Genomic DNA, 20442 nt, shown 5'->3' with positions numbered 1-20442 from the left:
GCCACCAGGTCGAAGCCGCTGGCGCCGGGCGTATCGTCGATCAGCCGCGCGAGCCGTGCCGCGAATTCGGTGCCGAGCGCGAGTTGCCGGTGAAACTTCAGGCCGCGCGCGAGCCCGTCGAGCGGCGCGCGGTAATCCGCCAGCGCGAGCGTCGCATCGAACGGCGGCGGTGCCGCACGGCACGCGTCGCAACGGTACGGGTCCGCACTGCCGGCGCGAGCGCCGCGGAGCCGGTGCGAACGCGGTTGCCCGATGCCCAGCGGTATCGCGCAGACGCCGCAGCGCAGCCGCGCTTCGTTCCAGTACGCGGCGTCGCAGGCGACGCAAATCATCGTGTGTGACAAATTGCCGCACAGTGCGCAGCGATTCGGCAGCACGACCGCGGCGACGCGCGCGGCCAGCGCGCGAACCTGCGACAAAGCGACGCGCATCGTGCGCCGGGCGGAACTGCGGATCATCGCAACACTCCTGACACCCCGCCTCAATGAAGCCCGCGGGGCGAGCGAGTATACTTCGGGCTCTTCGCCAGTGTGCCCGACATGTCCCCAGCTTCGACTTCAACCGGCCGTCCGGCCAATGACGCAAGGCGCCTGCGGCGGATCTTCGACCGCCGCGCCGCCACGTTCGACGCGGTCGCGTTCCTGCCGCGCGAGATCGCGCAGCGGATGAACGAGCGCCTCGAATACATCAAGGTAAGCCCCGCGGCCGTGCTGGACGCGGGCTGCGGCCCGGGGGACGACCTGCCGGCGCTGCGCGCGCGCTTTCCGGAGGCACCCGTATTCGGCGTCGACCTGTCCGGCGCGATGCTCGCGCGAGCCGGTCAGCGCGAGGTCGAACAGACGAGCTGGCGCCGCTGGCTGCCGGCCTCGCTCGGCCGTGCGCTGGGCCAGCGCGGCCCCCGCGTCGCCCAGGCCGATTTCGCCGCGCTGCCGTTCCCGGGCGGTGCGTTCGACCTGATCTGGTCGAATCTCGCGCTCCACTGGCATTCGCGTCCGGACACGGTGCTGCCCGAATGGCAGCGCGTGCTGCGCGTGAACGGGCTGCTGATGTTCAGCACACTCGGCCCCGACACGCTGCGCGAACTGCGCGCGGCCTGCGCGGATGCGGAAGCGGCGCTCGGCATTGCGCCGCCCGCCGCGCGCGTGATCGATTTCGTCGACATGCACGACCTCGGCGACATGCTCGTCGAGAGCGGCTTCGAGATTCCCGTGATGGATCAGGAAGTGCTGACCGTCACCTACAAGACCCCCGACTCCCTGCTGGCCGATGTGCGCCGCTGGGGCGCCTATCCGTTCGAGCGCGAGGCGCCGCAGCGCGCGACCCGGCGCTTTCGCGCGGCGCTCGGCGACGCGCTGGAGGCGCGCCGGCGCGCGGACGGCACGATCGCCCTGACGTTCGAAGTGATCTACGGCCACGCGTGGAAGGCCGTGCCGCGCACGACCGCCGAGGGGCACGGGATCGTGCGCATCGAGGACATCGGAAAGGGGCGTCCGAAGAATCGGTAGAGCGGTAAAGAGGGGTTTTGTTATGTCTGAAATTAGCGGCGCAAAGCGGGGTCGAATTGGCGCCTGAAATGGCCGGAAAGCTTGTCGCGCTTGGCTTGCGGGGCGATAGCCGCTTGCTTGTGGATGCCATTGAACCCGCCTATAATGCGTCAGCTTGTCGTCCCGGGGTCCCCGCAATACGGGGCGACGAGTCCGATGCAGGCATGCATCGCATGCCATTCGCGTGAGGCGGCGATGGAAGCAGCGAGGGTTTTGGCGGAGACGACGAACGGCGAGCCGGTCCTCGAAGACTGGCTGATGAAACGCAACTGTTCGGCGTCGCCGCGCCAGTTCGTGCTGTTTTACGCGTCGCTCGCGGGCTTCTCGCTGGTGATCGCGACATTGCTGATGTGGCGGGGGGCCTGGCTCGTCATGCCCTTCACCGGAATCGAGTTGCTGGCGGTGGGTGTCGCATTTGCGATCTATGCTCGCCATGCGGTCGATTACGAACGCATCAGGCTGTATCCGCACCGGCTCGTGATCGAGCGGATGGATGCGGAGCGGCTCACGCAGATCGAATTCAACCCGCGCTGGGTGCGGGTCGAGCCGGGTGCGACGCCACGCGATCCGATTCGGCTGGTATCGCGCGGGCAGACCGTCGTAATCGGGCAGCATCTCGCGCAGTACAAGCGTGCGCAGTTCGCGGACGAACTGCGCGCATCGCTCAGGCGCTGCGGCTGACGAGGCGCGGGCACTGGCCGGAAACGGGCCGGAGGCTTGCGACGGGGGAGGGTTTGAATGGAAATTTTGGGTAAGGATGCTATGAAAACAATCAAGCGAGCCCTCACGGGCGTGCTGGCATGCAGCGGATTGCTCTTTGCCGGTGCCGCCCTGGCGGTCGGTGATAGCCCGGGCGGCCCCCGCGTCAACGAGATCAACTTTCAGCCGCCGGTCACGAAAATCGCCGAGGAGCTCTACGATCTCCACACGATGATGCTGATCCTGTGTACGGTGATCTTCGTCGGCGTGTTCGGCGTGATGTTCTATTCGATCTTCGCGCACCGCAAATCCAAGGGCCACAAGGCCGCCAATTTCCATGAAAGCACGACCGTCGAGATCATCTGGACGATCGTGCCGTTCGTCATCGTCGTGCTGATGGCGCTGCCGGCGACGAAGGCCGTCGTCGCGATGAAGGACACGACCAACGCCGATCTCACGATCAAGGTCACCGGCTACCAGTGGAAGTGGGGCTACGACTACGTGAAGGGCCCGGGCGAGGGCATCGGCTTCCTGTCGACGCTCAGCACCCCGCGTGACGAAGTGATGGGCAAGAAGCCGATCACCGACACCTACCTGCAGGAAGTCGACAACCCGCTCGTCGTGCCGGTCAACAAGAAGATCCGCATCATCACGACCGCGAACGACGTCGTCCACTCGTGGTACGTGCCCGCGTTCGGCGTGAAGCAGGATGCGATCCCCGGCTTCGTGCGCGACACGTGGTTCAAGGCCGACAAGGTCGGTACGTTCCGCGGTTTCTGTACCGAGCTGTGCGGCAAGGAACACGCGTACATGCCGGTCGTCGTCGAAGTCCTGTCGGACGAAGACTACGCGAAGTGGGTCACCGCGCAGAAAGCCAAGCTGGCCGGCGCCGCAGTCGATCCGAACAAGGTCTACACGATGGCCGAACTCGTCGCGCACGGCGAGGAAGTCTACAAGGCGAACTGCGCGGCCTGCCACCAGGTGAGCGGCAAGGGTCTCGGCGCATTCCCGGCCATGGACGGCAGCCCGATCGTGAACGGCCCGATCGCCGGCCACGTCGAGCGCGTGCTGCACGGCAAGGGCGCGATGCCGTCGTGGGCGTCGCTGTCGGATCTCGACATCGCTTCGGTCATCACGTACGAACGCAACTCGTGGGGCAACCACAAGAACGACCTGCTGCAGCCGAAGCAAGTGGCCGACGCGCGTAACGGCAAGATGCCGGAAGACACCGCAGGCGCCGCAGCACCGGCCGAAGCGGCTTCGGCGCCGGCGCAAGCCGCGTCGGGCGCAGCCGAACAGCCGGCGGCAGCGTCGGCATCGGCCGCACTGTCGACGATCTACTTCGAGACGGGCAAGAGCGTGCTGCCGGCCGACGCGAAAGCGGCGATCGCCGCTGCGGCCGACTATGCGAAGGCACATCCGGACGCGAAGCTCGCGCTGTCGGGCTTTACCGACAAGACGGGCTCGGCCGACGCGAACGCCGAACTGGCGAAGCATCGCGCGCAAGCCGTGCGCGACGCGCTGAAGGCAGCAGGCGTGGCGGAAGACCACATTATTCTCAAAAAGCCGGAAACGATCACGGGCGGGGCGGACGCGAAGGAAGCCCGGCGTGTCGAGATCGGGCCGGCGGCTTGACGTGTCGCTGAGTTAGTCGACGTATTCGCATTAGGAGATTCTCATGTCTAGCATCGGGCACGACGTAGCCGCGGACCACGCGCACGACGACCACGCGCACGAAATGCCGCACGGCTGGCGGCGCTGGCTGTTCGCCACCAACCACAAGGACATCGGTACGCTGTACCTGCTGTTCTCGTTCATCATGTTCCTGTCGGGCGGCGTGATGGCCCTCGGCATCCGGGCCGAGCTGTTCGAGCCGGGCCTGCAGATCATGCGTCCGGAGTTCTTCAACGAACTCACGACGATGCACGGCCTGATCATGGTGTTCGGCGCGATCATGCCGGCGTTCGTCGGCTTCGCGAACTGGATGATTCCGCTGCAGATCGGCGCATCCGACATGGCGTTCGCGCGGATGAACAACTTCAGCTTCTGGCTGCTACCGGTCGCTGCCGTGCTGCTGGTCGGTTCGTTCTTCGCGCCGGGCGGCGCGACGGCCGCCGGCTGGACGCTCTACGCGCCGCTGTCGACGCAGATGGGCCCGGGCATGGACTTCGCGATCTTCGCGGTGCACATCATGGGTGCGTCGTCGATCATGGGCGGGATCAACATCGTCGTGACGATCCTGAACATGCGCGCACCGGGCATGACGCTGATGAAGATGCCGATGTTCGCATGGACGTGGCTGATCACGGCGTACCTGCTGATCGCGGTGATGCCGGTTCTGGCGGGCGCGATCACGATGGTGCTGTTCGACCGTCACTTCGGCACGTCGTTCTTCAACGCGGCAGGCGGCGGCGACCCGGTGATGTACCAGCACATCTTCTGGTTCTTCGGCCACCCCGAGGTGTACATCATGATTCTGCCGGCGTTCGGGATCGTGTCGCAGGTGATCCCGGCGTTCGCACGCAAGACGCTGTTCGGCTATAGCTCGATGGTGTACGCGACGGCTTCGATCGCGATCCTGTCGTTCATGGTCTGGGCGCACCACATGTTCGCAACGGGCATGCCGGTCACCGGCCAGCTGTTCTTCATGTACGCGACGATGCTGATCGCGGTGCCGACGGGCGTGAAGGTGTTCAACTGGCTCGCGACGATGTGGCGCGGCTCGATGACCTTCGAAACCCCGATGCTGTTCGCGATCGGCTTCCTGTTCGTGTTCACGTTCGGCGGTCTCACGGGCCTGATGCTCGCGATGGCGCCGCTCGACATCCAGTACCACGGCACCTACTTCGTGGTGGCGCACTTCCACTACGTGCTGGTGGCCGGCTCGCTGTTCGCGCTGTTCTCGGGCTGGTACTACTGGGCGCCGAAGTGGACGGGCTGGATGTACAACGAGACGCGCGGCAAGATCCACTTCTGGTCGTCGATGATCTTCTTCAACCTGACGTTCTTCCCGATGCACTTCGTCGGTCTCGCCGGCATGCCGCGTCGTTATGCGGACTACCCGGCGCAGTTCACGGACTTCAACCAGGTCGCGACGATCGGCGCATTCGGCTTCGGCCTCGCGCAGGTGTACTTCCTGTTCGCGGTCGCGCTGCCGGCCTACCGTGGCGGCGGCGAGCTGGAAAAGGCGTCGGACAAGCCGTGGGACGGCGCGACGGGCCTCGAGTGGACGGTGCCGAGCCCGGCTCCCTTCCATACGTTCGAGCAACCGCCGCACGTCGAATAAGTTTCACCCCGCGCTCCGCCGTTGCCTGCCGCGCAGGCAGGCGCGGCGGGCGCGGAATTGAAATGTCAGCGAAGTTTCAGATGAACCGGAATCCACAACAAAGACGAACGCCCGAGCAGATCCGCGCGGGCAACAAGCGGCTCGGCCTCATCCTGCTCGTCATCGCCGCCGTTTTTTTTGTGGGTGTCGTGATCAAGCAGTGGTGGCTGTCCACTCACTGATGCAGCAACAGACGCAGTAGCGAGGAAGTTGTCGTATGTCGAAGCCGGAAGAGGGCGCCGTCGATCGCGCGTTCAATCGTTCGATGCTGGTGAAGCTCTTCGTCGTGGCCGGGCTGATGTTCGGTTTCGGCTTCGCGCTGATCCCGATGTACCGGGCGATCTGCCAGATCACCGGCATCAACAACCTGGTGCAGCGCGATGTGAGCGAGCGCGAGGTGAAGAATTCGCAGGTCGACACCAGCCGCACGGTGTCGGTCGAGTTCGACGCGAATGCGCGCGGCCCGCTCGGTTTCAAGCCGGAGCACAACAGCCTCGACGTGCATCCGGGTGAGCTGACGACGATCGTGTACGACGTGACGAACGGGCAGGGCAGGCCGGTCGTTGCACAGGCGATTCCGAGCTACGCGCCGAAGCAGGCGACGGAGTTCTTCAAGAAGATCGAGTGCTTTTGCTTTACGCAGCAGACGCTGGCCGCGAACGAATCGCGCAAGATGCCGGTGGTGTTCGTGATCGATCCGAAACTGCCGAAGGACGTGAAGACGATCACGCTGTCGTACACGTTCTTCGAGCTGAATACGCCGGCCACGCCGGCGCCGGCGCCGGGCAAGACCGCGGCGCAGGGCGCGGCGAAGCCGGACGCATGACGACGGAGGCGGGGCGATGACGGAGGTCAAGCGGGGCGGGTCGTTCGGTCAGGCGCTGAAGGCCGTGCTGTGGTCGTTCTTCGGGGTGCGCAAGCGGCGCGACCTGGAGGCCGACGCGACGCAGCTGAATCCGCTGCACGTGCTGATTGTCGCGTTGCTGGCGGCCGGTGTGTTCATCGGCGTGCTGATCCTGATCGTGCGTGCCGTCGTGGGCTGAGGCGCGCGGCCACGAAAGAATGCAGTGCGCGGCGCCACGGCGCCGCGTGCAGGAAAGAGCGGTGGCGGTCACGCCGCGCAAGAAATAAAGCCGGAGCGGTTTCCGGTACACAAATTGGACAGAAGTGGAGAATCAAGCATGAGCGGTCAAAACCAGACCCCGTACTATTTCGTGCCGCATCCGTCGCACCATCCGATCAGTGCGGCCACCGGCCTGCTGGTCATGCTCGGATCGGCGGCGCTGTGGATCAACGGTCACGACTGGGCGCCGTTTACGGCACTGCTCGGCCTGCTGTGGTTGCTCTTCACGCTGTATCACTGGTTCGGCGACGCGATCGCCGAGTCGGAAGGCGGTCATTACGGCAAGAACGTCGACAAGTCGTACCGCTGGAGCATGAGCTGGTTCATCTTCTCGGAAGTCATGTTCTTCGGCGCGTTCTTCGGCGCGCTGTTCTATGCACGTGAAATCGCGCTGCACCAGCTCGGCAGCCTCGACTACAAGCTGATCTGGCCGGATTTCTCCGCCGTGTGGCCGAACGAAGGCCCGGCAGCACTCGCCGGTCACTTCAAGACGATGGGCCCGTGGCCGATCCCGACGCTGAACACCGCGTTCCTGCTGTCGTCGGGCGTGACGCTGACGATCTCGCACCACGCGCTGCGTGACGACCATCGCAAGAAGGCGATCGCATGGCTGGCCGCGACGCTCGTGTTCGGTATCTGCTTCCTGTTCCTGCAGGGCTTCGAGTACTACCACGCGTACAACGAACTGAACCTGACGCTGAACTCGGGCGTGTACGGTTCGACGTTCTTCCTGCTGACGGGCTTCCACGGCTTCCACGTGTTCCTCGGCGGCACGATGCTCGCGGTGGTGCTGGTGCGGATGATCCGCGGCCATTTCAAGCCCGATCACCACTTCGCATTCGAAGGCGCCGCGTGGTACTGGCACTTCGTCGACGTCGTCTGGCTCGGCCTGTACGTCGTCGTCTACTGGCTGTAAATGGAAAAACGGCCCGCGCAGCAATGCGCGGGCCGTTTTCATTGGTGTCGTGGGCGCGGCAGCGAGGCTGCGAGCGACACCACCCTGGCGCCGCCGCGACTCAGTCAGGCGGCGCTTTTGCTTGGTGGCGCGGCCATGCGGCGAAATGTCACGGCGGCGACCACGGCAACGGTATCAACGCCCGATCGGCAGGCCGGTCGAATGGATCCAGCCCATCCAGTTCGCGATCAGGATGAGCAGGAACAGCGAGACCGACAGCCCGACGCGGGTGGCGAGCGACCAGACCATGCGTTTCGTGTGGCCGCGGTCGTGCATCATGAAGTAGAGCGCCGAGCCCATGCTGGCAATGATGAGGACGAAGGCGATGGGAACGAGTATGTGCATGACACGAACCGGACGGCGGCAATTCGGAAGGAAGAGGATAATTATCGCACTTCGCGTTCCGGCACCAGCCGGGCGGGCTGCATGATGAAGATCCGCTGGCTGCCTGCGCTGCTGATTCTCGTCGTCGTCGCGGTCACGATCCGTCTCGGTTTCTGGCAGCGCGACCGCGCGCACCAGAAGGAAGCGCTGCAGGCGAGCATCGAGCGCTACGAGCAGGCGGCGCCCGTCGACGTCGGCGCGCAGCCGATGCCGCTCGCGTCGATCGAGTTTCACCGCGTGCGGGCGAAGGGCCGTTTCCTGCCTGAACAGGCGGTGTTCCTCGACAATCGGCCGTATAACGACCAGCCGGGTTTTTACGTCGTGATGCCGTTTAAACTCACGGGCGGCGGCGTCGTGCTCGTGAACCGCGGCTGGCTGCCGCGCAATATCGCCGATCGCACGGCGATCGAGCCGTTCGCGACGCCCGCGGGCGATGTCGAGATCGTGGGCATCGCGCGCGCCGACGCGTCGCGTGCGTTCGAGCTCGGCGAAGGCGGGTCGGCGGCGCACCAGAAGATCCGGCAGAACCTGGACGTCGCCGCGTATGCGAAGGAAACGGGGCTGCCGCTGCAGCCGTTCGTGATCCAGCAGACGAGCGACGACGGCGACAAGCTCGTGCGCGACTGGCCGGCGGCGACGACCGGCGTCGAGCGCAATTACGGTTACATGTTTCAGTGGTGGGCGATGGCGGCGGCCGCGCTCGGCTTCGGCCTGTACGCCGCGCGGCGTGCGGCGAAGAAGTCGGCCGGCGCGTGAGCGCCATGCCAGGACGCGGCGCCGGCGCCGCGGGTTCGTTTCGAGAGGTCTGATTTGTCCATGCAATCTTCCCGTCAGGGTTCGGCCGCTGCGCCGATGTCGCCGGCGGCCCGCAAGCGCGGCCGCTGGATGCTCGTGCTGCTGGGTCTCGTGTGCGCGGCGCCGATGATCGCGTCGTACTTCACCTATTACGTGATCAAGCCGAAGGGCGGCTCGACGAACTACGGCACGCTGATCGAGCCGCAGCGGCCGATCCCTGCGGATCTGCAGGTGACCGACGAAACCGGCAAGACCGTGCCGCTGTCGTCGCTGCGCGGCGTGTGGCTGTTCGTGATGACCGACCGCAGCGCGTGTGACGACGCATGCGCGCAGAAGCTCTATTTCATGCGCCAGATCCGCGTGACGCAGGCGGGCGAGCGGCACCGGATCACGATGGTGTGGCTGCGCAGCGATGCGGGCGCGATGCCGCAGAAGGTGCTCGACGCGTACCCCGACACGCGCCGGCTCGTCGCCGATCCGGCCGCGGTGGCAGCATGGCTGCCGGCCGATGCCGGCACGAAGGACAGCGACCACCTCTACATGGTCGACCCGAACGGCAACCTGATGATGCGTTTCCCGAAGGATCCGAACCCCAGCAAGATCAAGTCGGACGTGACGAAGCTGCTGAAGTGGTCGAGCATCGGCTAAGGCAAGACGAGAGGCAAAGAACCGATGTCGTATCTACTGCAACTCGGCCTGATCGGCCTGTGCATCGCACTGCTGCCGCTGTCGTACGTGTGGGTGAAGGCCGACGACAACAAGTTTCGCAAGCTGGTGTGGATCACCACCTTCCTGACGCTCGACCTCGTGATGTTCGGCGGCTTCACGCGGCTGACCGACTCGGGGCTCGGCTGCCCTGACTGGCCCGGCTGCTACGGCACGTCGTCGCCGTTCATCGCGCACGCCGCGATCACGGCCGCGCACCAGGCGATGCCGACGGGCCCCGTCAGCATGACCAAGGCGTGGATCGAGATGATCCACCGCTATTTCGCGATGGCGATCGGCGTGCTGATCATCGCGCAGGTCGTGATCGCGTGGTCCGCGAGGCTGCGCCGCCGCCCGCTGCACGTGTCGCCGTGGTGGCCGACGAGCCTGCTGCTGCTGATCCTCGTGCAGGGCGCGTTCGGCGCGTGGACGGTCACGATGAAGCTGCAGCCGGTGATCGTCACGATCCACCTGCTGCTCGGCCTCACGCTGCTCGGCACGCTCGGGTGGCTTGCGGCGCGGCAGACGCCGCTGCCGTCGTACGATCCGGAAGCCGGCCGCTATCGCGCGGCCGCGCTCGCGGCGCTCGTGCTGCTGGTCGTGCAGATCGCGCTCGGCGGCTGGGTGAGCACCAACTACGCGGTGCTCGCATGCACCGACTTCCCGACCTGCAACGGCCAGTGGATTCCGCCGATGGACTTCCAGCACGGCTTCCACCTGTGGCGCGCGCTCGGAATGACGAAGGACGGCGACGCGATCACGCAGGACGCGCTGGTCGCGATCCACTGGACGCACCGCACGTTCGCGTTCGTCGTGGTCGCGTATCTGGTCGCGTTCGCGCTGAAGATGCGCCGCTTCGAATCGCTGCGGCGGCCGGCGAACGGTGTGCTGCTGGTCGTCCTGCTGCAGTTCGTGACGGGCCTGACCAACATCGTGCTGCAGTGGCCGCTGCCGGTCGCCGTCGCGCACAACGGCGGGGCCGCGATCCTGCTGCTGCTCGTCGTCATGTTAAACTTTCGCATCCTTTCAAGCCGCCCCGGCCGTGTCGCGCAGCCTGCGCGCGACGCCGCCCCGGCGTGACCGCCCCCATGCAAAGCACCCTCTCCCAATCGCCCGGTAGCCGCTTTTCCCAGTACATGGCGCTGACGAAGCCGCGTGTCACGCAGCTCGCGGTGTTCTGCGCGGTGATCGGCATGTTCCTCGCGACGCCGGGCATGGTGCCGTGGCACGTGCTGATCGGCGGTACGGTCGGCATCTGGCTGCTGGCCGGCGCGGCGTTCGCGATCAACTGCCTCGTCGAACAGAAGATCGACGCGATGATGCGCCGTACCGCGTGGCGCCCGTCCGCGCGCGGCGAGATCACGACGCCGCAGATCCTGCTGTTCTCGGCCGTGCTCGGCAGCGTCGGCGCATGGACGCTCTATACGTTCACGAACCCGCTGACGATGTGGCTGACGATCGCCACCTTCGTCGGTTATGCGGTGATCTACACGCTGCTGCTCAAGCCGATGACGCCGCAGAACATCGTGATCGGCGGCGCGTCGGGCGCGATGCCGCCGGCGCTCGGGTGGGCCGCGGTCACCGGCGCGGTGCCGGGCGACGCGTGGATCCTCGTGCTGATCATCTTCGTGTGGACGCCGCCGCATTTCTGGGTGCTCGCGCTGTATCGCCGCAAGGATTACGAGAACGCGGGGCTGCCGATGCTGCCCGTCACGCACGGCGAGAAGTTCACGCGGCTGCACATCCTGCTGTACACGGTGATCCTGTTCGCGGTCACGCTGATGCCGTTCATCTCCGGGATGAGCGGGGCCGTCTACCTGACGAGCGCGGTGCTGCTCGGCGCGGTGTTCCTCGCGTATGCGTGGAAGATCCATCGCGACTATTCGGACGAACTCGCCCGCAAGGCCTTCCGCTACTCGATCGTCTACCTGTCGCTGCTGTTTGCCGCGCTGCTCGTCGATCACTATGCACGCCCGCTGCTCGGCGTGTAACCGCACGGTTTGAACGCAATGCTCCAATCACGGTTCGGGCGCCGCGCGCGCCAAGGCTGGATGCTCGCATGCGCATTCACGGCAGCGCTGCTGCTCGCCGGATGCGACAACGCGCCGAAATTCCAGAATCTCGACATCACCGGCAACACGCAGTTCGGCAGCGACTTCTCGCTGCCCGATACGGCCGGCAAGGTGCGCACGCTCGGCGATTTCAAGGGCAAGGCCGTCGTGATGTTCTTCGGCTATACGCACTGCCCGGACGTGTGCCCGACGACGATGGCCGAGCTGTCCGAAGCGTTGAAGCAGCTCGGGCCCGATGCCGCGAAACGCGTGCAGGTGCTGTTCGTCACCGTCGACCCGGAGCGTGACACGCCGGCGCTGCTCGGCCAGTACGTGCCCGCGTTCGATCCGTCGTTCATCGGCCTGCGGCCGGCCGACGAAGCCGCGCTGAAGAAGGTCACGAAGGATTTCCGCGTGTACTACGCGAAGGTGCCCGGCAAGACGCCCGGCAGCTACACGATGGATCACACCGCCGCGAGCTACGTGTTCGACCGCGACGGCAAGCTGCGCCTGTTCGTGCGTGACGGCCAGGGCCCCGGCCCGTGGGTCCACGACCTGAAGCTGCTGGTCGACTGACCGGCCGCCGCCGGGCGCCCGGCCCGGCGTTGCGCGTGACGGCCGCCACGCGCCGTCACCCTGGTTCTCTCCTCGTTGTTGGCATGCGCCGCCCGTCGGGCGGCGTGTCGGCGCGCGCGCATCGCGCACGCGTCGCATGTCGCGTTACGGCAGCGCGGGGACGTTGAAGCCGGATGCGGCACGCGTGATCCGGAATTCCGTCACGCGATACGTGGCGAGCCCCTCGGTGACGAACGGATCGGTCTTCAGGATCGCGTCGAGTTCGTCGCGATCGATGCGGGCCGCGAGGATCACGCCGCCTTCGCGCGGCACCTTCGGCCCGGCCGCGATGAAGATGCCCTTGTCGAACTGCGGCTGCAGAAATGCGCGATGGCGTTCGAGCGCATCGTCGATGTGTTCGAGCGATGCGGTGTAGTGGATGTCGATGACGTACATGGATGGCCCCCGGAATGGTGCCGGCTCCTCGTGTGCCGGCCAGCCGGTCTTTTTAGCACAGCGGATGCGGGCTGTCGCGCCGCGGGCGGCCGACCGACCGGCGGTTTGCCGCACCCGCGCGTATTCAAGTTGTAAGCCTCGGTGCCGTAAATAAAAAGGCAAGCGTTTGCGCGGGGCGGGCCGTTCGCGCGCAGCGTGCGCATCGACATCGACAAAGGCACGCAGATGAGCAGAATGAGTTTGAACCGCAAGCTGTGGCTCGCGCTTGCGCTGGTATGGATCGGTCTTCTGGGCGTCGGCGCATGGAGCGCATACGAGACGCGCGCGACGATGCTCGCCGAACGCAAGGCAGGCATCGTGAATCTCGTCGACTCGGCGGCCGGCATCGTGAAGGCGTATCACGCACTTGCGCAGGGCGGCACGCTGCCCGAGGCCGACGCGAAGCGCGACGCGCTCGCGAGCCTGGCCGCGATGCGCTATGGCGATTCGGGCTACGTGTTCGTGATGGACTCGAAGCCGGTCGTGCTGATGCATCCGACGCTGCCGAAGCTGGTCGGCACGCAGGTCGGCGACTATCTCGACCCGGACGGCAAGCCGCTGTTCGTCACGATCCTGAACGCCGCGAAGGAAACCGGCAGCGGCTTCGCCGAGTACCGCGGGCGCCTGCCGCACAGCGAAACCGCCGCGCCGAAGATCAGCTACGTCACGCGCTTCACGCCGTGGGACTGGAACATCTCGAGCGGTGTCTTCCTGAAGGACATCGACACCATCTATTACCGGACGCTGCTCGGCCACCTCGCGGTCGTGTTCGTGATCGGCTTCGTGATCAGCGCGGCGATGCTGGTGATCATCCGCAACGTGCGCGGCAGCCTCGGCGGCGAGCCCGACGAAGCGGCCGCGCTCGCGGCGCGCATCGCGCAGGGCGACCTGACGCAGCCGGTGCCCGTGCGCGCGGGCGACCGTACGAGCATGATGGCCGCGATGCACGACATGCAGGCCCGCCTGCAGGCGACGATCGGCGGGATTCGCCAGTCGGCCGGATCGATCGCGTCGGCGAGCCGCCAGATCTCGGCCGGCAACGACGACCTGTCGCAGCGCACCGAGGAGCAGGCCGCGTCGCTGGAGGAAACCGCCGCGAGCATGGAGCAGCTGACCGCGACGGTGAAGCAGAACGCCGACAACGCGCGACAGGCGAGCGGGCTTGCGAACAACGCATCGGAGATCGCGCGCACGGGGAGCGACGTCGTGAACCGCGTGATCGGCACGATGGGCGAGATCGACGACAGCTCGCGCAAGATCGCCGACATCATCGGCGTGATCGAGGGCATCGCGTTCCAGACCAACATCCTCGCGCTGAACGCGGCGGTCGAAGCGGCCCGCGCGGGCGAGCAGGGCCGCGGCTTCGCGGTGGTCGCGGGCGAAGTGCGCTCGCTCGCGCAGCGCAGCGCGACGGCCGCGAAGGAGATCCGCGAGCTGATCGTCGATTCGGTCGAGCGCGTGCGCAACGGCTCGACGCTGGTCGGCCAGGCCGGCACGACGATGGGCGAGATCCTCCAGGCCGTCGCGCGCGTGACCGACATCATGGGCGAGATCGCGGCCGCGTCCGAGGAGCAGGCGAGCGGCATCACGCAGGTCGGGCGCGCGGTCACGCAGATGGATCAGGTGACGCAGCAGAACGCGGCGCTCGTCGAGGAAGCGGCGGCGGCTGCCGCGTCGCTGCAGGAACAGGCCGCGCGGCTGCGCGATGCGGTCGGCGCGTTCCGGGTCGCCGATGCAGACGGCCTGTCGCCGCGCCGGGCCGGCGGGCAGACGTGCGAACCTGCATTCGGCACGAAGGCGGCCGACCATGCGTCGGTGGCGTGACGCGTGCCGGCTGACGCGCATGTCGCTCAAACGCAACTAACGGCCGAGTCGCGCGGCCTCCGCCGGCACCGCTGCGGTGCATACCCATATGAGCGGGATGTATTTCACTTCCCGCCGATCCTGTGACACCATTTGCCCCTTCCTGCGAGTCGGGGCATACCCGTATCGCGCCCCATTTCCAGTAAGCAAGAAAGCGAGAAACAGATGAAGCGTCGCAGTCTCCTGAAGGTATTTTCCGTGCTGGCCACCGGTGCAGCGCTGACGCTGTCGGCAGGCGTGCACGCCGAAGACAAGGTGATCAAGGTCGGCACGGTGGCCGGCCCGGATGCGGAAGTGTGGCAGCTCGTGCAGAAGGTCGCGAAGGAGAAGGAAGGCCTGAACGTGAAGGTCATCGAGTTCAACGACTACGTGCAGCCGAACGCGGCGCTCGATTCGGGCGACCTCGACGCGAACAGCTTCCAGCACCAGCCCTACCTCGACAGCCAGGTGAAGCAGCGCGGCTACAAGATCGTCAGCGCGGGCCTGACCTACATCTCGCCGATCGGCGTGTACTCGAAGAAGTTCAAGACGCTGAAGGACCTGCCGCAAGGCGCGAAGCTCGCGGTGCCGAACGATCCGTCGAACGAGAACCGCGCGCTGCTGCTGCTGCAGACGCAAGGCGTGATCAAGCTGAAGGCGGGCGCCGGCACGGGCGGCAACAACGCGACGGTGCTCGACATCGCCGAGAACCCGAAGAAGCTGAAGATCTCCGAACTCGACGCCGCGCAACTGCCGCGCGTGCTGTCGGATGTCGACGCGGCCGTGATCAACACGAACTACGCGCTTGCCGCGAACCTGCAGCCGACCAAGGACGCGATCGCGCTCGAATCGCTGACGAGCCCGTACGCGAACCTGATCGCCGTGCGCGCGAAGGACAAGGACCAGCCGTGGGTGAAGAAGCTGGTCAAGGCGTACCAGTCGCAGGAAGTGCGGGAATTCATCAAGAAGCAGTTCAAGGGCTCGATGGTCGCGTCGTTCTGAACGCCGCACACCGGCCGGACCGCTGAACGAAAGGGCCTGCATCGCGCAGGCCCTTTTTCATTGGCGCGGCCGGTCGGGGGCCGCAGGATGCCGCGTTGGGCGCCGTCTCACATCTCGCCGCGCCGCGAGCAGATCGACATGATCTGCTGGATCGCATAGTTGTCGCGCACGCCCGGCAGCGACTGCACGACGCACTCGTGAAAGCGCCGCTCGCGCGGCAGCAGCATCGCGTTGTTGCGGTACAGCGCGTCGCACGAGCGCTGGATCAACTGGGCCGCCGCACCGTTGCGGCTCTCGCGCAGCGCATTGAGCATGCAGTCGTCGTATTGCGCGCTGCCGTCGGTCAGCGCGAACGCCGCCCCCGGCAACGCCAGCGCGACAGCCGCGAATGCGATGGCTCGGATCCCCCGTTTCATGTCGCCTCCGATGGCGTGGACTGGGTCGGCCGACAGCATAACGTAAAGCCGCGAGCACGGCTGACGCGTTGCGCCGGGGCCGGCCGAAACCGCCACCGGCCGGGCTTCGCGGGCGGTGGCGGCGCCCCGGCGGGCGCCGCGGCCCGGCCTCTTCAAGAAAGCTCGGAGTCAGGCGGTGGTCTGCGGAAATGGTATCCTCGTGCGTTCGCCGCTGCACGCCTTCCCGGGGCGCGCACGGGCCGGCCGCCACCGCGTCGCACGCGTGGCGGCGCCCGCATGACGGCGGCGGGAATCCATCATCCAGAACCGACACAATACGGGGGAGACACACCCATGAAGCGTTTCAAGACTTTCGCGATCCGTTCGATCACGGCCGGCGTGGCCGCGTTCGCGCTGGCCGGTGCCGCGCATGCACAGACCGTCAAGGTGCTGTCGATCGTCGACCACCCGGCGCTCGATGCGATCCGCGACGGCGTGCGCGCCGAGCTGAAGGCGGAAGGCTACGGCGACGACAAGCTCAAGTGGGAATACCAGAGCGCGCAGGGCAACACGGGCACGGCCGCGCAGATCGCGCGCAAGTTCGTCGGCGACCAGCCCGACGTGATCGTCGCGATCGCGACGCCGGCCGCGCAGGCGGTGGTCGCGTCGACGAAGAGCGTGCCGGTCGTCTATTCGGGCGTGACCGATCCGGTCGCCGCGCAGCTCGTGAAGGGCTGGGGCCCGTCGGGCACCAACGTGACGGGCGTGTCCGACAAGCTGCCGCTCGATCGCCAGGTCGCGCTGATCAAGCGCGTCGTGCCCAACGCTAAGACGGTCGGCATGGTCTACAACCCGGGCGAGGCGAATTCGGTCGTCGTCGTGAAGGAGCTGAAGGAAATCCTCGCGAAGCAGGGGATGACGCTGAAGGAGGCGGCCGCGCCGCGCACCGTCGACATCGGCCCGGCCGCGAAAAGCCTGATCGGCAAGGTCGACGTGATCTACACGAACACCGACAACAACGTCGTGTCCGCGTACGAAGCGCTCGTGAAGGTCGCGAACGAAGCGAAGATCCCGCTCGTCGCCGGCGACACCGACAGCGTGAAGCGCGGCGGCATCGCGGCGCTCGGCATCAACTACGGCGACCTCGGCCGCCAGACGGGCAAGGTCGTCGCGCGCATCCTGAAGGGCGAGAAACCGGGCGCGATCGCGTCGGAAACGAGCAGCAACCTCGAGCTGTTCGCGAACACGGGTGCGGCCGCGAAGCAGGGCGTGACGCTCGCGCCGGATCTGCTCAAGGACGCGAAGACGGTCATCAAGTAAGCCGCGGCCCGACCGCCGCGCCTGCAGGCCCGATCCGGGCCTGAACGACACCGCCGGACGGGCGGCTCCCACCCGGGGCCGCCCGTTCGCTTCGCCCGGCCGTACACGTCCGGCCGGGAAGCAACAGGATTTCCCCACCATGTCTCTGTTCTCGTTTCTGGGCGCCCTGGAGATCGGCCTGATCTTCAGCCTCGTCGCCCTCGGGGTGCTGATCTCGTTTCGCATCCTCAACTTCCCCGACCTCACCGTCGACGGCAGCTTTCCGCTCGGCGGCGCCGTCGCCGCGACGCTGATCTCCGCCGGCTACGACCCGTTCAGCTCGACCTGCATCGCGATCGTCGCGGGCGCGGCGGCCGGCTTCATCACCGGCTGGCTCAACGTGCGCCTGAAGATCATGGACCTGCTCGCCAGCATCCTGATGATGATCGCGCTCTATTCGGTGAACCTGCGGATCATGGGCCGGCCGAACGTGCCGCTCATCACCGAGCCGACCGTCTTCACCGTGCTGCAGCCCGACTGGATGCCCGATTACGTGCTGCGCCCCGCGCTGCTCGCGATCGTCGTCGTGGTCGCGAAGCTTGGCCTCGACTGGTTCTTCTCGTCGCAACTCGGCCTCGCGATGCGCGCGACCGGCGCGAACCCGCGGATGGCGCGCGCGCAGGGCATCGCGACCGGCCGCGCGACGCTCGCCGGGATGGCGCTGTCGAACGCGCTCGTCGCGCTCGCCGGTGCGTTGTTCGCGCAGACGCAGGGCGGCGCGGACATCTCGATGGGGATCGGCACGATCGTGATCGGGCTGGCCGCGGTGATCATCGGCGAGACGCTGCTGCCGGCGCGCCGGCTCGTGCTGACGACGCTCGCCGTCGTGCTCGGCGCGATCGTCTACCGCTTCTTCATCGCGCTTGCGCTGAACAGCGAATTCATCGGGCTGAAGGCGCAGGACCTGAACCTCGTGACGGCCGCGCTCGTCACGATCGCGCTGGTGCTGCCGGCAACGCGCAAGAAGCTGTTCGCGCGCAAGAACGGAGGGGCCTGACATGCTGTCCGCACAAGACCTGAAACTGACGTTCAATCCCGGCACGCCGATCGAGACGCGCGCGCTGCGCGGGCTGTCGCTCGAGATTCCCGACGGCCAGTTCGTCGCGGTGATCGGCTCGAACGGCGCCGGCAAATCGACCTTCCTCAATGCGATCAGCGGCGACCAGGCCGTCGATGCGGGACGCATCTCGATCGACGGCACGGACGTCACGCGCAAGGCCGCGTGGGATCGCGCGCACCTCGTCGCGCGCGTGTTCCAGGATCCGATGGCCGGCACCTGCGAGGCGCTGACGATCGAGGAGAACATGGCGCTCGCGATGGCGCGCGGCGCGCGGCGCGGCTTTCGCGCGGCGCTCGACCGGCCGTCGCGCGAGCTGTTCCGCGACAAGCTGCGGCTGCTGAACCTCGGGCTGGAAAACCGGTTGACCGACCGGATCGGTCTGCTGTCGGGCGGCCAGCGGCAGGCGGTGAGCCTGTTGATGGCGTCGCTGCGGCCGTCGCGGATCCTGCTGCTCGACGAGCACACGGCCGCGCTCGACCCGAAGACGGCCGCGTTCGTGCTGGAGCTGACCGCGCGCATCGTCGCCGAGAGCAGGCTGACGACGATGATGGTCACGCACAGCATGCGGCAGGCGCTCGACTACGGCGACCGCACGGTGATGCTGCACCAGGGGCAGGTCGTGCTCGACGTGTCGGGCGACGCGCGCAAGGGGCTCGACGTGCCGGACCTGCTGCAGATGTTCGAGAAGGTGCGTCACGAGCAGCTCGACGACGACGCGCTGCTGCTCGGCTGACGGGCGGCTGGCGGGCCGGCGCGGCGCGGGGTGTTGCATCGTGCCGGTTCGCGTGAGGGTTGGCGTGCCGGCCCGGCGAGTCGGGTCGGGTCGACAAAGTCGGCTCGACGAATCAGCCCGACGAATTGGGGTGGCGCGGCGGGTCGGCAATTCGGCCCGGTTGGCGGTGGCGCGCGTTCGGGCGGTACGATCCGGCCATACCCGCTCCGGTGCGGCGTAACATGACGGCCGCGCCGGCTTTCCCGTCGTTTTTCCTCTGACGAAAACCGGTTTCGCGCCGGTGCTGTGCGACGCGAGCGCATTGCCATATACTGTATATCCATACAGTTGTGGGTGGCGTCATGCTCGCATCCTCCATTTCTCCCGAATCCCTTCATCCGTCGCTGTGGCGCGGTTCCCAGCTCGCGCGCGGCGGCCCGCGCACGATTGATACCGGCTTCGCCCCGCTGTCGGCCGAGTTGCCGGGCGGCGGCTGGCCGGTCGGCGGGCTCGTCGAACTGCTGGCCGCACAGCCGGGCTGCGGCGAGATGCGGCTGCTCGCGCCCGCGCTCGCACGCACCGTCAGCGCGCGCCGTCCGCTTGCGCTCGTCGCGCCGCCTCAAGCGCCGCATGCAACCGCGCTCTCCAGCCTCGGCGTACCGTCCGACGCGCTGCTGTGGCTGCGCGCCGGCAGCCGCACCGATGCGCTGTGGGCCGCCGAGCAGGCGCTCAAGACGGGGTGCTGCGGCGCGCTGCTGCTCTGGCAGGATGCGCGGCCCGATGCGCTGCGGCGCCTGCATCTCGCGGCCGCGCGCACGGGCGACACGCTGTTCGTGATGCTGCGTCCGCTGTCGGCCGCGCGGCAACCGTCGCCGGCCGTGCTGCGTGTCGCGCTGTATCCGGTGCCGGGCGGCGTGTCGCTCGACATCGTCAAGCGTCGCGGCCCCGCACGCGGCGAGCCGCTCGTGCTCGACCTGCCGTCGCCCATCGTGGAGAGCCGCTATGCGCGTCTTGCTCGGCATCCATCTGCCGCGCCTGCCGCTCGACGTGTGCGCCCCGCCGCCGTCTGACGGCGCGGCGCAACGCGTAGACGAAGCGGACGAAGTGGACGAAGCAGGCTGCGCGGTGCTCGAGCAGGGTGTCGTGCTGATCGCCGATGCGCCCGCGCGCCGGCAGGGCGTGCGCGCGGGCATGAAGCGCGGCGGCGTGCTCACGCTCGCGCCGCACACGCGGCTCGTCGAACGCGACCCCGCGCGCGAGGCCGATGCGCTGCGCGCGGTCGCGCTCGCGTTGCTGCGCTTTTCGCCGTGCGTCGCGCTCGACGACGAAGCCACGCTGATCGTCGACGTCGGCCCGAGCCTGCGCCTGTTCGGCGGCCTGCCGTCGCTGTGCCGACAGGTGCGCGCGACGCTCGCGGCGCTCGGCTATGCGGCGCGCCTGT

General features: G+C 67.2%; 22 protein-coding genes and 2 pseudogenes. 20 read left to right on the top strand and 4 right to left on the bottom strand.

The window, feature by feature from the left end:
* A pseudogene (locus tag ABY44_RS11955) lies at nucleotides 1–458 on the bottom strand (ComF family protein); the annotation flags it as partial.
* An 81-nt stretch (nucleotides 459–539) separates the two neighbouring features.
* On the opposite strand from ABY44_RS11955, the gene ABY44_RS11950 reads away from it, so the two are divergent.
* The 8 genes from ABY44_RS11950 to ABY44_RS11915 all read left to right on the top strand — a co-directional run bounded on the left by ABY44_RS11950 (nucleotide 540) and on the right by ABY44_RS11915 (nucleotide 7607).
* Nucleotides 540–1505, top strand: a complete 966-nt coding sequence (locus ABY44_RS11950) for a methyltransferase domain-containing protein (protein ID WP_027789060.1) — start codon at nucleotides 540–542, stop codon at nucleotides 1503–1505.
* A 195-nt stretch (nucleotides 1506–1700) separates the two neighbouring features.
* Nucleotides 1701–2225 (top strand): DUF2244 domain-containing protein, encoded by a 525-nt coding sequence (locus ABY44_RS11945; protein WP_021163744.1) that lies wholly within the window; start codon nucleotides 1701–1703, stop codon nucleotides 2223–2225.
* A 57-nt stretch (nucleotides 2226–2282) separates the two neighbouring features.
* Nucleotides 2283–3878 carry a cytochrome c oxidase subunit II gene (gene coxB / locus ABY44_RS11940; RefSeq protein WP_059688660.1) on the top strand — a complete coding sequence of 532 codons (1596 nt, stop codon included), beginning with the start codon at nucleotides 2283–2285 and terminating at the stop codon, nucleotides 3876–3878.
* 43 nt (nucleotides 3879–3921) lie between these two features.
* Nucleotides 3922–5529: a cytochrome c oxidase subunit I gene (ctaD, locus tag ABY44_RS11935; RefSeq protein ID WP_014895962.1), complete on the top strand. Its 1608-nt coding sequence runs from the start codon at nucleotides 3922–3924 to the stop codon at nucleotides 5527–5529.
* A gap of 80 nt (nucleotides 5530–5609) precedes the next feature.
* Entirely contained in the window at nucleotides 5610–5750 is a 141-nt protein-coding gene (locus ABY44_RS11930) for a cytochrome oxidase small assembly protein (protein ID WP_027789063.1), read from the top strand.
* A 35-nt stretch (nucleotides 5751–5785) separates the two neighbouring features.
* Nucleotides 5786–6394, top strand: a complete 609-nt coding sequence (locus tag ABY44_RS11925) for a cytochrome c oxidase assembly protein (RefSeq protein ID WP_011353276.1) — start codon at nucleotides 5786–5788, stop codon at nucleotides 6392–6394.
* 16 nt (nucleotides 6395–6410) lie between these two features.
* Nucleotides 6411–6611, top strand: a complete 201-nt coding sequence (locus ABY44_RS11920; protein WP_021163748.1) for a DUF2970 domain-containing protein — start codon at nucleotides 6411–6413, stop codon at nucleotides 6609–6611.
* Between the two features lie 138 nt (nucleotides 6612–6749).
* Nucleotides 6750–7607: a cytochrome c oxidase subunit 3 gene (locus ABY44_RS11915; protein ID WP_021163749.1), complete on the top strand. Its 858-nt coding sequence runs from the start codon at nucleotides 6750–6752 to the stop codon at nucleotides 7605–7607.
* Between the two features lie 174 nt (nucleotides 7608–7781).
* On the opposite strand, the gene ABY44_RS11910 is transcribed toward ABY44_RS11915, so the two are convergent.
* Entirely contained in the window at nucleotides 7782–7991 is a 210-nt protein-coding gene (locus ABY44_RS11910) for a twin transmembrane helix small protein (protein ID WP_011353273.1), read from the bottom strand.
* An 84-nt stretch (nucleotides 7992–8075) separates the two neighbouring features.
* Here ABY44_RS11910 and ABY44_RS11905 point away from each other — a divergent pair, with 84 nt between their 5' ends.
* The 5 genes from ABY44_RS11905 to ABY44_RS11885 are packed head-to-tail and all read left to right on the top strand — an operon-like array spanning nucleotide 8076 to nucleotide 12157.
* The gene (locus ABY44_RS11905; protein ID WP_059489878.1) at nucleotides 8076–8786 is read left to right on the top strand and encodes an SURF1 family protein; all 711 of its coding nucleotides are present in this window, start codon (nucleotides 8076–8078) and stop codon (nucleotides 8784–8786) included.
* A 60-nt stretch (nucleotides 8787–8846) separates the two neighbouring features.
* On the top strand, nucleotides 8847–9473 hold the full coding sequence (locus tag ABY44_RS11900; RefSeq protein ID WP_027789066.1) for an SCO family protein: 627 nt from the start codon (nucleotides 8847–8849) through the stop codon (nucleotides 9471–9473).
* A gap of 24 nt (nucleotides 9474–9497) precedes the next feature.
* Complete coding sequence (locus tag ABY44_RS11895) at nucleotides 9498–10610, top strand: COX15/CtaA family protein (RefSeq protein WP_021163752.1); 1113 nt, start codon at nucleotides 9498–9500, stop codon at nucleotides 10608–10610.
* A gap of 8 nt (nucleotides 10611–10618) precedes the next feature.
* Nucleotides 10619–11521: a heme o synthase gene (cyoE, locus tag ABY44_RS11890; RefSeq protein WP_006477738.1), complete on the top strand. Its 903-nt coding sequence runs from the start codon at nucleotides 10619–10621 to the stop codon at nucleotides 11519–11521.
* An 18-nt stretch (nucleotides 11522–11539) separates the two neighbouring features.
* Entirely contained in the window at nucleotides 11540–12157 is a 618-nt protein-coding gene (locus ABY44_RS11885) for an SCO family protein (protein WP_042978155.1), read from the top strand.
* A 144-nt stretch (nucleotides 12158–12301) separates the two neighbouring features.
* Here the strand turns inward: ABY44_RS11885 and ABY44_RS11880 are convergent, their stop codons facing one another.
* Nucleotides 12302–12592, bottom strand: coding sequence for a YciI family protein (locus ABY44_RS11880; protein WP_021163754.1), 291 nt, complete (start codon nucleotides 12590–12592; stop codon nucleotides 12302–12304).
* Between the two features lie 225 nt (nucleotides 12593–12817).
* Here ABY44_RS11880 and ABY44_RS11875 point away from each other — a divergent pair, with 225 nt between their 5' ends.
* Together ABY44_RS11875 and ABY44_RS11870 are read left to right on the top strand one after the other, a co-directional pair.
* Complete coding sequence (locus ABY44_RS11875; RefSeq protein ID WP_060171987.1) at nucleotides 12818–14455, top strand: methyl-accepting chemotaxis protein; 1638 nt, start codon at nucleotides 12818–12820, stop codon at nucleotides 14453–14455.
* Between the two features lie 204 nt (nucleotides 14456–14659).
* On the top strand, nucleotides 14660–15475 hold the full coding sequence (locus ABY44_RS11870) for a MetQ/NlpA family ABC transporter substrate-binding protein (RefSeq protein ID WP_060171899.1): 816 nt from the start codon (nucleotides 14660–14662) through the stop codon (nucleotides 15473–15475).
* Between the two features lie 107 nt (nucleotides 15476–15582).
* Here ABY44_RS11870 and ABY44_RS11865 read toward each other — a convergent pair whose 3' ends face one another.
* Complete coding sequence (locus ABY44_RS11865) at nucleotides 15583–15891, bottom strand: VF_A0006 family four-cysteine protein (protein ID WP_021164244.1); 309 nt, start codon at nucleotides 15889–15891, stop codon at nucleotides 15583–15585.
* Between the two features lie 333 nt (nucleotides 15892–16224).
* Between ABY44_RS11865 and ABY44_RS11860 the strand changes: the two genes are divergently transcribed.
* The 5 genes and pseudogenes from ABY44_RS11860 to ABY44_RS11840 all read left to right on the top strand — a co-directional run.
* Entirely contained in the window at nucleotides 16225–17190 is a 966-nt protein-coding gene (locus ABY44_RS11860; protein WP_060171897.1) for an ABC transporter substrate-binding protein, read from the top strand.
* Nucleotides 17191–17329: 139 nt separating this feature from the next.
* Nucleotides 17330–18226 (top strand): ABC transporter permease, encoded by an 897-nt coding sequence (locus tag ABY44_RS11855; RefSeq protein WP_027789071.1) that lies wholly within the window; start codon nucleotides 17330–17332, stop codon nucleotides 18224–18226.
* A gap of 1 nt (nucleotide 18227) precedes the next feature.
* A complete protein-coding gene (locus tag ABY44_RS11850; RefSeq protein WP_048025685.1) occupies nucleotides 18228–19022 on the top strand; it encodes an ABC transporter ATP-binding protein in 795 nt (264 codons plus the stop codon).
* Nucleotides 19023–19363: 341 nt separating this feature from the next.
* Nucleotides 19364–20071 (top strand): translesion DNA synthesis-associated protein ImuA, encoded by a 708-nt coding sequence (gene imuA / locus ABY44_RS11845; RefSeq protein ID WP_060171895.1) that lies wholly within the window; start codon nucleotides 19364–19366, stop codon nucleotides 20069–20071.
* Nucleotides 20004–20442, top strand: a pseudogene (locus ABY44_RS11840) (DNA polymerase Y family protein); the annotation flags it as partial. The gene imuA and the pseudogene ABY44_RS11840, both read left to right, overlap by 68 nt.

Source organism: Burkholderia sp. ZZQ-2 (genome assembly GCF_050768715.1).
GTDB lineage: Bacteria > Pseudomonadota > Gammaproteobacteria > Burkholderiales > Burkholderiaceae > Burkholderia > Burkholderia cepacia.
This window is presented reverse-complemented; position numbering and strand designations above follow the sequence as displayed.